The 13,350-nt window shown below is 58.5% G+C and carries 9 protein-coding genes; 8 read left to right on the top strand and 1 reads right to left on the bottom strand.

The genetic code is table 11. From position 1 onward, the window contains the following. Nucleotides 1-131: 131 nt before the first annotated feature. From ACETPC_RS09425 to cobA, 6 genes are read left to right on the top strand one after another with little or no spacing between them, the layout of a single operon-like run. Nucleotides 132-1,382, top strand: a complete 1,251-nt coding sequence (locus tag ACETPC_RS09425) for a CmpA/NrtA family ABC transporter substrate-binding protein (RefSeq protein WP_380180700.1) — start codon at nucleotides 132-134, stop codon at nucleotides 1,380-1,382. Further along, a complete protein-coding gene (gene ntrB, locus ACETPC_RS09420) occupies nucleotides 1,379-2,266 on the top strand; it encodes a nitrate ABC transporter permease (protein WP_380180698.1) in 888 nt (295 codons plus the stop codon). The genes ACETPC_RS09425 and ntrB overlap by 4 nt, the downstream gene beginning before the upstream one ends. Beyond that, entirely contained in the window at nucleotides 2,266-3,045 is a 780-nt protein-coding gene (locus ACETPC_RS09415; protein WP_380180696.1) for an ABC transporter ATP-binding protein, read from the top strand. The genes ntrB and ACETPC_RS09415 overlap by 1 nt, the downstream gene beginning before the upstream one ends. Nucleotides 3,046-3,055: 10 nt before the next feature. Next, nucleotides 3,056-7,123 (top strand): nitrite reductase large subunit NirB, encoded by a 4,068-nt coding sequence (gene nirB / locus ACETPC_RS09410; RefSeq protein WP_380180694.1) that lies wholly within the window; start codon nucleotides 3,056-3,058, stop codon nucleotides 7,121-7,123. Continuing rightward, entirely contained in the window at nucleotides 7,120-9,726 is a 2,607-nt protein-coding gene (locus ACETPC_RS09405) for a molybdopterin-dependent oxidoreductase (protein WP_380180692.1), read from the top strand. Before nirB ends, ACETPC_RS09405 begins: the two co-directional genes overlap by 4 nt. 2 nt (nucleotides 9,727-9,728) lie before the next feature. After that, nucleotides 9,729-10,577 (top strand): uroporphyrinogen-III C-methyltransferase, encoded by an 849-nt coding sequence (gene cobA / locus ACETPC_RS09400; RefSeq protein WP_380180690.1) that lies wholly within the window; start codon nucleotides 9,729-9,731, stop codon nucleotides 10,575-10,577. Here the strand turns inward: cobA and ACETPC_RS09395 are convergent. Further along, nucleotides 10,493-11,284, bottom strand: coding sequence for a DeoR/GlpR family DNA-binding transcription regulator (locus tag ACETPC_RS09395; RefSeq protein ID WP_380180688.1), 792 nt, complete (start codon nucleotides 11,282-11,284; stop codon nucleotides 10,493-10,495). The genes cobA and ACETPC_RS09395 overlap by 85 nt on opposite strands. A gap of 340 nt (nucleotides 11,285-11,624) precedes the next feature. Between ACETPC_RS09395 and ACETPC_RS09390 the strand changes: the two genes are divergently transcribed. Together ACETPC_RS09390 and ACETPC_RS09385 are read left to right on the top strand one after the other, a co-directional pair. Beyond that, nucleotides 11,625-12,431, top strand: a complete 807-nt coding sequence (locus tag ACETPC_RS09390; RefSeq protein WP_380181059.1) for a transketolase — start codon at nucleotides 11,625-11,627, stop codon at nucleotides 12,429-12,431. Further along, complete coding sequence (locus ACETPC_RS09385) at nucleotides 12,431-13,345, top strand: transketolase family protein (protein ID WP_380180686.1); 915 nt, start codon at nucleotides 12,431-12,433, stop codon at nucleotides 13,343-13,345. The genes ACETPC_RS09390 and ACETPC_RS09385 overlap by 1 nt, the downstream gene beginning before the upstream one ends. Nucleotides 13,346-13,350 lie beyond the last annotated feature (5 nt).

Genomic DNA, 13,350 nt, shown 5'->3' with positions numbered 1-13,350 from the left:
CCACTTGCAATAACTTCCACAAATAACGCGTTTTCCCGCCAACGGCGGTGGGCAAACGCGATGGATAAAGGCGTCCAGCCGCATGCCCAGCGCATGTCGGCCGGACGCCTTTTTTGTTTTCTGGAGGCCAGATGAGCAAAACCGCTTTTCCGCTAACCCGTCGTCGTTTTCTGACCGGCAGCGCGCTGCTGGGCAGCAGCCTGTTGCTGTCGGGGGGCGTTTGGGCAGCCGGTTCGGACGCGCCGCAGATTAAAACGCTGCGGGTAGGTTTTATTCCGTTAACCGACTGCGCGCCGCTGGTGATGGCCGTAGTGAAAGGGTTCGATAAAAAGTACGGCATCAGCCTGCAATTGAGTAAAGAGGCGAGCTGGGCGGCGGTGCGAGACAAGCTGACCTCCGGCGAATTGGATGCGGCGCATGCGCTTTACGGCATGATTTATGGACTACAGCTGGGCGTCGCCGGACGAGCGCATAAAATGGCGAACCTGATGACGCTGAACCAGAACGGTCAGGCCATCACGCTTTCGCGCCAGCTTCGCGATATGGGCGTAACCGATGCGCAGAGCCTGCGGCAGAAAGTCGCCGCCTCGCCCGCGGGCACTTACACCTTTGCCCACACTTTTCCCACCAGCACGCATGCCATGTGGCTTTATTACTGGCTTGCGAATGCCGACATCGATCCTATCCGTGATATCCGCACGCTGGTGGTCCCGCCGCCGCAAATGGTAATGAACATGAAAATCGGCAGCCTGAGCGGCTACTGCGTTGGTGAGCCATGGAATCAACGTGCCATCAGCGGCAATGTCGGTTTTACCGCCGCCACGTCACAGCAAATCTGGCCCGATCACCCGGAAAAAATTCTTGCCGCCCGCGCGCAGTGGGTAGACGAAAACCCGGACAGCGCGCGGGCGCTGACTGCCGCCGTGCTGGAAGCCTGCCGCTGGATTGAAGCTTCGGACGCTAACCGTAGAGAGACGGCAAGAATTATAGCCGGACGCGCTTACCTCAACGTTGCGCCAGAAATTATTGAAGGCCGCATGCTGGGCCGCTACGAAGACGGTTTGGGAAAACGCTGGCAGGATCCGCATCCGCTGCGTTTCTTCGGCGACGGCGAAGTGAACTTTCCCTGGCTCTCGGACGGAATGTGGTTTCTGACGCAGCAAAAGCGCTGGGGATTGCTGAAAAACGCGCCCGACTATCTGGCGGTGGCGCGGGAAATCAACCGTACCGATCTCTATCGTCAGGCGGCGCAGGCGGCAGGCGTCAGCGTTCCCAATGGGGAAATGCGCAGCAGCACGCTGCTTGATGGAAAAGTCTGGAACGGCGCTAACCCCGCCAGCTACGCCGACAGCTTCGCACTTCACTCCGGAGGTTCATTATGAAAAATCAGGCCCGTATTGCGACGCCGATCGCCGAGACCGCGCCGGTGGCAGCAGAAATCATTGCTTTACCTGTCCGTAAAAAACGCTCGCCAGGCCGCCTGCGTCCCGTTATGCAGCAGCTTTTCCCGGCGGGATGCGGTATCGCGCTGCTGTTGCTGATTTGGCAGATCGCCTCGCTGAGCCGCCAGGATTTTCCCGGCCCGTACAGTACCTGGCTGGCCGCTCGGGAGATTTTCGCCCATCCATTTTATCTCAACGGCCCCAACGATCAGGGCATCGGCTGGAACATCCTCGCTTCACTACAGCGGGTCGGCGTGGGTTTTGGGCTGGCCGCGCTGATTGGCATTCCCGGCGGCTTTCTGCTGGGGCGCTCGCTGTTTCTTAGCCGCATGTTTACGCCGGTAATTGCGCTGCTGCGTCCGGTTAGCCCGTTGGCCTGGCTGCCGGTCGGGCTGCTGCTGTTTCAGCGCGCTGAACCCGCTTCCAGCTGGACGATTTTTATCTGCTCAATCTGGCCAATGCTAATCAACACCGCCGAAGGCGTCAGAAACGTGCCGCAGGACTACCTCAACGTGGCGCGCGTGCTCAGGCTTTCTGAGGCCACTATTATGCGCAAAATTCTGTTTCCGGCGGTGCTGCCGTCGATCCTTACAGGCGTCAGGCTATCGATCAGCACGGCGTGGCTGGTGATCGTCGCGGCAGAAATGCTGACTGGCGGCATGGGCATCGGTTACTGGATCTGGAACGAATGGAACAATCTCAACGTGGAACACATTCTGATAGCGATCGGCGTCATCGGCGTAGTCGGCCTGCTGCTGGAACAGGCGCTGCTGCTGCTGGCCCGTCAGTTTTCCTGGCAGCACAGCCGCAAAGGAGAAAAATAATGCCGCACATCATCGATATCCAACAGGTCAGCCAGCGTTTTCATACCGCTAAAGGCGAATTTCTGGCGCTGGACAACGTCAGTCTGGCTATTGAACCGGGCGAAACCGTCAGCCTGATCGGCCATTCCGGCTGCGGCAAATCAACCTTGTTAAACCTAATCGCCGGGCTGACGCTGCCGACGCAGGGCGTGCTGCTGTGCGACAACCGCGAAATCGCCGGGCCAGGCCCGGAAAGGGCTGTGGTATTTCAAAACCATTCGCTGCTGCCGTGGCTCACCGCGCGGGATAACGTGGCGCTGGCGGTAGACCGGGTTTTCAGCCAGCAGAGCCGCGCCGAGCGGCGTGACTGGGTCGATCACAATTTGGCGCTGGTACAGATGAGCCATGCCGCCGATAAGCGTCCCGACGAGCTTTCTGGCGGTATGAGGCAGCGTGTCGGCATCGCCCGCGCCCTGGCAATGAAGCCGCGAGTGTTGCTGATGGACGAGCCATTCGGCGCGCTGGATGCGCTGACACGCGCGCATTTACAGGATGCGGTAATGGCGATTCAGCAAAAGCTTAACACCACAATCGTAATGATCACGCATGACGTAGATGAGGCGGTGCTGCTTTCCGATCGCGTGGTGATGATGACCAACGGCCCGGCTGCCAGGATTGGCGAAATCCTTGCGGTGGACTTGCCGCGTCAGCGCTCACGGGTAGCGCTGGCTAACGATACCCGCTACCACCAGTTGCGTCAGCAAATCCTGCATTTTCTCTATGAGAAACAGGCGGCGTAAGGAGCGGATCATGGCAGAACACCTGGTGGTCATCGGCAACGGCATGGCCGCGATGCGCACTGTAGAAACGTTGTGGCAGCTCGCGCCTGAGCGTTATCGCATTACTGTAATTGGCCGCGAACCCTGGGGGAACTACAACCGCATTATGCTTTCTCCAGTACTTGGCGGCGAAAAAAACTTTGCGGAAACGCTGCTGCACTCGCCCGAATGGTACCAGCAGCGCGGCATTACTTTGTTGAGTGGCGAACCGGCGCTGTCACTGGATCTGCCTGGTAAAACCGTCATTACTACCCGTCGCGGTTTACAGTGGGATCGGCTGCTGCTGGCGACCGGATCGCAGCCGATCTTGCCGAACATTCCCGGCAGTGATTTGCCGCACGTTTCCGGGTTTCGCACGCTGGCGGACGTGGAACGGATGTTAAGTAATAACGGCCCGGCGCTGGTAGTAGGCGGCGGTCTGTTAGGTATCGAAGCGGCGGCAGCGCTGCGGCTGCGCGGGCGCGAGGTAACGCTGCTGCACCGTAACGGCTGGCTGATGGATCGGCAGCTGGATGAAAAGGCTGGGGAACTGCTGCTGGCCGAGCTGCAACAACGCGGTATTAACTGTCGGTTGAAAGCGCAGTTGGCTGCTATCACACCTGACAGCGTCTTGCTAAAAGACGGCAGCCGGTTAGCAGCCGCCAGCGTAATTATCGCCGCTGGCGTCGCGCCCGAAATTGCACTGGCTCGCGAAGCGGGAATTCCGTGCGGTCGCGGTATTTTAATCAACCGCCAATGCCAGACCAGTATTTCCTCCATCAGCGCGGTAGGTGAATGCTGCGAAATCGACGGCGAAACCTGGGGGCTGCTCGCGCCTTGTCTGGCGCAGGCCAAAGTACTGGCACATCGACTTGCCGGACAGCCCATCGCCGATTTTCATACCGAAGAAGCAGGCACCCGACTCAAGGTTACGGGCGTATCCATATTCAGCGCGGGCGACCTGCGCGACGCACCGCAGCATCAGTCTGCTTACTCACTCGATCCGCTAAGCGGCCACTATCGGCGCCTCGTCTTCGCTGAAGGCAGGCTAAAAGGCATCCTCCTCTACGGGGACGTCAGCGACGGCGAAACCCTGTTAAAGCAGATGCGCGCAGAGCAACCACTTTCCACACGCGCACTTCTGGACCCCTTAAATGCAACGAAGCCACAGGCTGAAAGGAAAAAAAACATGAGCAAACCCACCCTGGTTGTTATTGGTCACGGTATGGTCAGCCAACATTTTCTTGAACAGCTGGTGGCCTGCGGGCTACAGCATAAATTTCACGTGGTGGTATATGGCGAGGAACGGCACCATGCCTACGATCGCGTGCATCTTTCCGACTACTTCGCCGGTAAAGGCCATGCGGAGCTGTCGCTGGTGGCGGGCAACTTTTTCGCCGATCACGGTATTGAACTGCGTAGCCACTGCCCGATAGTGGCTATCGACCGCGAACGCCGCTGTGTGCGGGAAGCCAGCGGCCACGAAATGGCCTGGGACAAACTGGTTCTGGCGACCGGCTCTTATGCTTTTGTGCCGCCGATCCCCGGGAACGACCAGGCGGGCTGCTTTGTTTACCGCACGCTTGACGATCTGGACGCCATCGCCGCCAGAGCGAAAACGGCCAGCAGAGGCGTGGTGATTGGCGGTGGACTGCTGGGGCTGGAAGCGGCTAACGCGCTAAAGCAGCTTGGCCTGGAAACCTCGGTGGTGGAATTCGCGCCGCGCCTGATGGCGGTGCAACTGGACGACGGTGGCGCAACCATGCTGCGGCATAAAATCGAAGCGCTGGGCGTGGCGGTGCTGACCGGCAAGGCGACGCAAAGCATTAACCCGCAGTCTGACGGATCCCTGCGGCTGGATTTTGCCGACGGCGCAGTCCTGGAAACGGATCTGGTGCTGTTCTCCGCCGGGATCCGACCGCGAGACCAGCTTGCCGCCGAAGCTGGCCTGATGCTGGGGCCACGCGGCGGTATTGTAGTGGATGACAATTGCGCTACTTCCGACAGGAATATTTTCGCGATTGGCGAATGCGCGCTGTGGAACGGACAGATTTTTGGCCTGGTTGCGCCGGGCTATCAGATGGCGCGAGTGCTAGCCGCGACGCTGGCGGGCGAGCAGGCCGCTTTTACCGGCGCGGATATGAGCACCAAACTCAAGCTACTGGGCGTGGATGTTGCTTCTTTTGGCGATGCACATGGGCGAACGGCGGGCAGCCAGAGTTATTACTGGATGAATGAGCCTCAGGAGATCTACAAAAAAATGGTGGTCTCTGCCGACAAAAAACAGCTGTTGGGCGGCGTGCTGGTTGGCGACAGCAGCGAATACAGCACGCTGCTACAGATGATGCTCAACGGCATGCCGCTGCCAGAAACGCCGGAATCGCTGATCCTGCCCGGCAGCACGCCGTTGAAAACTTTGGGTGTGGCGGCATTGCCCGAGAGCTCGCAGATCTGTTCCTGCCATAACGTTAGCAAAGGCGACGTCTGCGCGGCGGTGGCAGCAGGCTGCGGCGATATGAATGGCGTAAAAAGCTGCACCAAAGCGGCAACCGGCTGTGGCGGCTGCGCGGCGCTGGTTAAGCAGGTGATGGAATTCCAGCTCGCCAGCCAGGGCGTGGAGGTAAAAAAAGATATCTGCGAGCACTTTGCCTGGTCGCGCCAGGAGCTGCACCATTTGATTCGTACCGGCAATATTCGAACCTTTGAAGAGCTGGTGGCAAAGCATGGGCGCGGGCTGGGCTGTGAAATCTGTAAACCGCTGGCCGCCTCGCTGCTGGCCACCAGCTGGAACGACTACCTGCTGAAGCCGCAGCACCTGCCTTTGCAGGACACCAACGATCGCTACTTCGCCAACATCCAGAAAGACGGGACCTATTCGGTAGTGCCGCGCGTTCCCGCCGGAGAAATCACGCCAGCAGGCTTAATCGCAATTGGTCAGGTCGCCGATCGTTTCAACCTTTATTGCAAAATTACCGGCGGCCAGCGTATCGACCTGTTTGGCGCTCGCCTTGATCAGCTGCCTGAAATCTGGCAGGAACTGTTGGCGGCAGGCTTCGAAACCGGCCATGCCTACGGCAAGTCGCTGCGTACGGTAAAATCCTGTGTTGGCTCGACATGGTGCCGCTATGGCGTACAGGATTCCACCAGCTTCGCCATCGAGCTGGAGAATCGCTATAAAGGCCTACGTGCGCCGCACAAAATCAAAATGGCCGTTTCAGGCTGCACCCGCGAATGCGCCGAGGCGCAAAGCAAAGATATCGGCGTAATCGCTACCGAAAAAGGCTGGAACCTCTACGTTTGTGGTAACGGCGGCATGAAGCCTCGCCATGCCGATCTCTTCGCCAGCGATCTCGACGACGCCACGCTGATCCGTTATGTCGACAGGCTGCTGATGTTTTATATCCGCACCGCGGATCGTTTACAGCGCACCAGCGTCTGGATGGACAATCTGGAAGGCGGCCTGGGCTATCTGCGTCAGGTGGTGATAGAAGATTCGCTGGGGATTGCCAATGAGCTGGAGCAGGAAATGGCGCGCGTGGTTGAAAGCTATCAGTGCGAATGGCAAACCACGCTTGCTAATCCGGATCGCCTTGCGCTGTTCCGCTCTACGCTAAACAGTGACCAGCCGGACGAGAGCGTGCAGTGGCAACAGGTGCGTGGACAGATTGCGCCTGCCGAACAAATACCGCATGTGGCTACAGTGCACAACTACGGCTGGACGGAAATATGTCGGCTGGAAGATATTCCGCCGCAGGCGGGGATCGGCGCGCGGCTGGGCCAGCAGCGTATTGCGCTGTTTCGTCTGCAAGATCGGGTTTATGTATTGGACGATCTGGAGCCGGGTACTAATGCCTGTGTGCTGTCGCGCGGAATTCTGGGGGATAGCGCGGGCGAGCCGATAGTGATCTCACCGCTCTATAAACAGCGTTTTCGCCTGCGCGACGGCAAAGCTTTGGACAATGGCAGCGCCGCGGTACGCAGCTGGCAAGTGAAGATGGAAGCCGGAAAAGTCTGGGTGGCCGCGCTACAGCCTGCGCTGGCCGAAGCGGTGCCGCTATGAAAACGACCTGTCCTTACTGCGGCACCGGGTGTGGGGTCATAGTTACAACATCCAAATCAGGTGAGTGCCGGGTCGCGGGTGATGAGCGGCATCCGGCCAATTTTGGCAGGCTGTGCGTGAAAGGCGCCGCGCTCGGAGAAACGCTGACGCCACAGGGCAGGCTGCTTTATCCGCAGGTGGATGGCGCACGCGTAAGCTGGGACAAGGCGCTAAATGAGGTAGCCGGGCGCTTACGGCAGATTATCGCTGAGCACGGGCCGGAAGCGGTGGCGTTTTATGCTTCTGGCCAGCTCTTGACCGAGGATTATTACGTTGCCAACAAGCTGATGAAGGGCTTTCTTGGCGTCGCCAATATCGATACTAACTCGCGGCTCTGTATGGCTTCGGCAGTAGTGGGATACAAGCGGGCGCTGGGTGCGGATGCGGTTCCCTGCTGTTATGAGGATTTACACCAGAGCGACTTAGTTATTCTGGCAGGCTCTAACACGGCCTGGGCGCATCCGGTCGCCTTTCAGCGGCTGACCCAGGCGAAAAAGGAGAACCCTGCGCTGAAAGTGGTGGTGATCGATCCCCGCCGTACAGCGACCTGTGATTTAGCTGACTTGCACCTGGCCCTGAAGCCGGGCAGTGACGGGGCGCTTTTTACCGGGTTGCTTAACTGGCTGGCGCAGCACGGGGGCATCGACAGCTCAATGCTGCCTCATCTTGTTGGTCTGGACGAAACATTAAGCGTTGCCGCGGACTGGACGCCAGAAGCGGTAGCGGATTTCTGCAAACTTAGCGTAACGGAAGTCGTGGACTTTTATCGTCTGTTTCTCGCCTCGCCCGAAGTCTTAACGCTTTATTGCATGGGCATCAATCAGTCTTCCAGCGGTAGTGACAAGTGCAACGCCATTATCAATGTGCATCTCGCCAGCGGTAAAACGGGCAGGCCGGGCAGCGGGCCTTTTTCGCTGACCGGACAGCCAAATGCCATGGGCGGCCGCGAAGTGGGCGGACTGGCTAATCAGCTGGCGGCGCATATGGGCTTTAGCGAGAGCGAGGTGGATCGGCTACGGCGCTTTTGGGGCAGCCCGAAAGTTGCCGACAAGGCCGGGCTGAAAGCGGTCGATCTTTTTCAGGCGGTAGGGCGCGGAGAAATTAAAGCCGTCTGGATTATGGCGACTAATCCCGCCGTATCGCTGCCCGACAACCAGACCGTGGCGCAGGCGCTACGGCAGTGTCCGCTGGTCATTGTTTCCGACGTTTGCGCGCAAACCGATACCACAGTGCTGGCCGATATCCTGCTGCCCGCCCAGGGCTGGGGTGAAAAAAACGGCACTGTTACTAACTCCGAGCGGCGTATTTCCCGCCAGCGTGCCTTTGTCGAACCGGCGGGCGAAGCGAAGCCTGACTGGTGGATACTGGCTCAGGTTGCGCAACGCCTGGGCTATAGTGAAACCTTTAGCTGGCAGCACCCGGCGGAGATCTTCCGCGAACACGCCGCGCTTTCAGGCTTTGAAAATCACGGCGAACGCGCTTTTGATATCAGCAGCCTGGCGGAATTAAGCAATGAGCAATGGGATAAGCTTGCCCCGATTCAGTGGCCGGTAAACGAACGCTTTCCACAGGGTTGCGCAAGATTATTTACCGATCGTCGCTTTTATCACGCCGACGGCAAAGCGCGGCTGCTGCCTGTACAGCCGCGTCTGCCAATAGCGCAGCCTTCCGCAGCTTATCCGCTAATAGCCAATACCGGACGCATCCGCGATCAGTGGCATACCATGACCCGCACCGGACAGGTGCCGCGCCTGATGAAGCATTTCAGCGAGCCATTTTGCGAACTGCATCCGCAGGATGCGGCAGGGTACGGCATTGAGGAGGGTGATTTGGTGCGGGTGCAGTCAACGCAGGGCTGGACGATCTGCCGGGCAAAGCTGGAGCAAGGACAGCAGCCGGGCACACTGTTTTTGCCGATGCACTGGAACCAGCAATTTTGCAGCCAGGGTCAGGTCGATGCACTGGTAGCAGCGGAGGTTTGTCCGCAATCGGGCCAGCCGGAAAGCAAACAGACCGCCGTCAGGATCGGCCTCTGGCAAAGCGACTGGCAGGCAACGCTCTGGCTACGCGACGACTATCGCCCCGATAACCTTGGCTGGTGGGCCCGGATCCCCGAAGAACAGGCTACGCGCTGGCAGATTGCAGGCAAGGGCGTAGCGCGCGACTGGCTGCTTCAGCAGGCTTTTATTAAAGGACTACAGCTACAGATAGCGGAAGCGGACTATTTCCATCTGCTTGGCTGGCGCGACGGTAAACTGGCGCTGGCTTTTTTCAGCGATGGAATAACTCATGCCGAAGCCGTAAGCAGCGCGTTCGCTAAGCCGCCCGAAACGGCGGCCGCGCGTTTTAACCTGCTGAGCGGCCGCGCCGCCGCCAGCGGGCCAGGCAAAACAATTTGCAGCTGTTTCGGCATTGGCGAAAAACAGATCCTGGCCGCTATTGGCGAGGGCTGCCATAGCGCGGCTGAGCTGGGCGATAAGCTAAAGTGCGGCACCAACTGCGGCTCCTGTATTCCCGAATTGACCCAGCTGATCGCCCGCGAGCGCTCGGCTACCGCGAGGTAACTATGACAAAACTTCTTCCCGCATTCGATAAATTACTGGCAGCACGCGCAGGAAAAGCCAAAGGCCACGTTTGGCTGGTAGGTGCCGGTCCTGGCGACGCAGAATTGCTGACAGTTAAAGCGCTGCGCCTGATTAGCTCGGCAGAAGTGGTGGTTTACGATCGGCTGGTCAGCGAAGAGATTCTGGCGCTGATCCCGTCTGCGGCACTCTGCATCGACGTAGGTAAACAACCAGGTAGCCACGCGATGGCGCAGACGCAGATTAATCAGCTGCTGGTCGAGCTGGCGGCGGCAGGACAACAGGTTATCCGGCTGAAAGGCGGCGATCCTTTTATATTTGGCCGCGGTGGCGAAGAGATGCTGGCTTTAAAAGAGGCTGGCATCGCCTGCAATATCGTGCCGGGAATAACCGCCGCTACAGGCTGTGCCGCCGCTACGGGCATTCCGCTTACCCATCGTGGTCTGGCCCAGTCGGTGCGTTTTATTACCGGACACGGACAGCAAGGGCTGCCGCAGCTGGAGTGGCAGAGCCTGCGCGATCCGCGCCAGACGCTGGTGTTTTATATGGGGCTGACCTGGTGCGAAGCGCTGAGCGAAAACCTGCGCACCGCCGGACGACGAGCGAATACGCCTGTTGCCATTATCGAGCGCGGCACGCGATCCGATCAGCGCGTTATCACTACTACGCTGAAGCAGCTTGCTGAAACGGCAGCACGCGAGCGGCCGCAGTCACCCGCATTATTGATCGTTGGTGATGTGGTAGCGCTTTACGACGCTACCAGCACTTTTACGCCCAGCGCTTCAAAGGCGGCTATCGACTGCGCGGAAATGCCGCTGTCGGTAATCAGATAGTGAATATTGCTCCAGTCACAGGGCAGGGCAAACATCGACACCTTATCAATTTTGCTGGAATCGGCCACCACATAAACGGTGCTGGCCGATTTAATCATCGCCGTTTTCACCTTGATATCGGTCTCGCTGGGAAAACTTAGCCCCAGCTTCGGCGAAATGCAGGCGGTAGCCAGAAACAACTTCTGCGCCAGCACGTTTTCGAAAAAGCTGGCGGCCTTTTCGCCTGAGGTGGAAAGAGTGGGAAATTTAAAAGTGCCGCCGGTCAGCAGGATATTTATGCCCGGCTCGCCGCCCAGCTTCAGCGCGATATTCACCGCCGTGGTCACTACTGACAGCCTGCGGATATGGTCGAGATGCTCGGCGATAGCTGTTGTGGTGGTACCAGAATCGAAAATCACCGTATCGCCATTTTCGATATGCGTAGCCGCCAGACGACCGATCGCCGCTTTCTGATCCAGATGCGTCTGCCGTTCCAGCAGCAGCGCGCCGGTATTTTGCTTGCCGGTCGCCAGCGTCGCACCGCCATGATAACGCTGGACAAATCCCTCTTTTTGCAGCATACGCAGATCGGTGCGAATAGTAGCCTCCGTCAGGCCAAAGGCCTCGGTCAGCATTTTCACCGTAACGGTGCCGTCTTCACGGATCATCTCCAGAATCTTTTCGCGTCGCTGCTGCATATCCGCCAGCTGTTCACTTTTGCTTTTCAACCAAAACGCTCCCTCAGCCCACTGTTTAGCAAATAGTAACCCTGGTTTAGCCCGAATGCGAATTTCTCCATGGGTAATTTTGTTTTCGAACGAAAATGTTTGTTTTTGCTTTTTTCTGGTCTGGCAGGCTGGCTGACCCTCTCTTTATCTCTTTTTATCAGCGGCTTGACCCAAACGAGTATGATTGCAGCAGGCTGAAAGCGACAAATGCTTTTGTTTGAAATTTGATCCACGCCACAAATCGCTTTTAATCGATAGCGTATATTTTTGTTCGAAAACCAATAGCCCCACATCGCCGTGTTGGCGGCGAGACGGGGCGCGACCCTGAGCTGAGGTAATGATGGATTTTCAGGCAATCAAGCAAACAGCGCGTCAGGCCCGGCGTTACGTGCTGCAAATGAATCATCGGGCCGGAAAAGGCCATACGGGCGCCGATCTTTCCGAGGTAGATATTATCTGCACGCTGTTTATGGGCGTGATGGATCGCACGGCGGCAGAGCCGGATCGGGATCGCTTTATTCTCTCGAAAGGCCATGGCGCGGGCGGACTTTACTGTAGCGCGGCGGCGATGGGATTGATTCAGCCGGAAGTGTTAGAGCAGTTCATGGGCGACGATACGCTGCTGGCTGGCCATCCAATCCGCCAGAAGCTGCCGGAGCTGGTGGAGATCAACTCCGGCGGCCTGGGGCACGGTTTGCCGATCGGCGCAGGCCTGGCACTGGGCAACCGGCTGGCGGGACTGGCGCACCGGCGCGTTTTCGTGCTGCTGGGCGACGGCGAGCTGGCGGAAGGCTCTAACTGGGAGGCCGCTATGTCCGCCAGCAAGTTCGGGCTGGACAACCTGATCGCCATCGTCGATCGCAACCGCCTACAGCTGGCGGGTAAAACCGAAGAGATCATGCCGCTGGAGCCGCTGGCGGATAAATGGCGGGCCTTCGGCTTTGAAGTGCTGGAGTGCGACGGCCACGATCCGCAGGCCATCGCAGGTGCGGTCAACCAGCCCGCCTGTGGCAAGCCCAGGGTGATTTTAGCCAACACGGAAAAAGGCCACGGCATCTCCTTTATGGCTAACGTGCCTGCCTGGCACCATGCCGTGCCCAACGACGAACAGCTGGCCCAGGGGCTGGCGGAACTGGAGGAAAGATAATGCAGGATCTACGCGACGCCGTGATCGCCACGCTGCTGGAAGAGCAGCAAAAAGGCGCAAATCTCAGCGTGATGGTGGCGGATTCCACCTCCACGTCAAAAATCGCCCCGTTTGAAAAAGCCTTTCCGCAGCGGGTCATTAACGTCGGCATCGCCGAGCAGAATATGGTGGGAATGGCGGCAGGCATTTCACTGAGCGGCAGCACGGTGTTTACCGCCAACGCCGCGCCTTTTCTGTTCGCCCGCGCTAACGAGCAGGTAAAAAATGACGTTTGCTATACCGATACCAACGTCAAAATGCTGGGCCTGAATGCCGGCTTTGCGTATGGCCCGCTTGGTGCCACGCATCACTGCACTAACGATATCGCTATCGCGCGCACCTTCGGCAATCTGCAAATCTTTGCGCCTGCGGACGCCGTGCAGGCCAGCGCGATAACCCGTCATGCCATTTATCACTGCGGCCCGGTCTATATCCGTATGGACAGTGACAAGCTGCCGCTGCTACATGACGACGACTACCGCTTCGTGCCGGGCAAACCGGAAGTTCTGCAACAGGGCGCGGAAACCATAGTGTTTTGCCTTGGCACATTGGCCCACGAGGCGCTGGCGGCGGAAGAGCAGGGCGTAACTATAGTGTCGCTGCCGTCGCTGTGGCCACTGGATGAGGCCGCCGTGGTAGCGCTAATCGCTCGCCATCGCCAGGTAATCACTATGGAAGAACACATATTGAGCGGCGGACTAAGCAGCATTATCAGCGAACTGATGCACAAACATGCGCTGCGCCAGCATTTTATTCCGCTGGGCATTCCCGCTTACGCCTTTACCCACAGCAGTAGCCGGAGCGCGCTGCGCCGCCAGTTCAATATCGACGCGCAGGGGTTGCTGGCCGCTTTGCAGCAAACCGTGGCCGCGTAAGGAGC

The sequence above is a fragment of the Pantoea sp. sgz302252 genome (assembly GCF_042610525.1).
Lineage (GTDB): Bacteria > Pseudomonadota > Gammaproteobacteria > Enterobacterales > Enterobacteriaceae > Erwinia.
The sequence above is the reverse complement of the archived record's forward strand: the minus strand, read 5'-3'. Positions and strand labels throughout refer to the sequence as shown.

What these genes read in the sequence shown, in the direction of transcription:
- cobA (WP_380180690.1), top strand. Translation starts at nt 9,729, where the DNA reads ATGACAAAACTTCTTCCCGCATTCGATAAATTACTGGCAGCACGCGCA.
- ACETPC_RS09425 (WP_380180700.1), top strand. Translation starts at nt 132, where the DNA reads ATGAGCAAAACCGCTTTTCCGCTAACCCGTCGTCGTTTTCTGACCGGC.
- nirB (WP_380180694.1), top strand. Translation starts at nt 3,056, where the DNA reads ATGGCAGAACACCTGGTGGTCATCGGCAACGGCATGGCCGCGATGCGC.
- ACETPC_RS09385 (WP_380180686.1), top strand. Translation starts at nt 12,431, where the DNA reads ATGCAGGATCTACGCGACGCCGTGATCGCCACGCTGCTGGAAGAGCAG.
- ACETPC_RS09415 (WP_380180696.1), top strand. Translation starts at nt 2,266, where the DNA reads ATGCCGCACATCATCGATATCCAACAGGTCAGCCAGCGTTTTCATACC.
- ntrB (WP_380180698.1), top strand. Translation starts at nt 1,379, where the DNA reads ATGAAAAATCAGGCCCGTATTGCGACGCCGATCGCCGAGACCGCGCCG.
- ACETPC_RS09390 (WP_380181059.1), top strand. Translation starts at nt 11,625, where the DNA reads ATGGATTTTCAGGCAATCAAGCAAACAGCGCGTCAGGCCCGGCGTTAC.
- ACETPC_RS09405 (WP_380180692.1), top strand. Translation starts at nt 7,120, where the DNA reads ATGAAAACGACCTGTCCTTACTGCGGCACCGGGTGTGGGGTCATAGTT.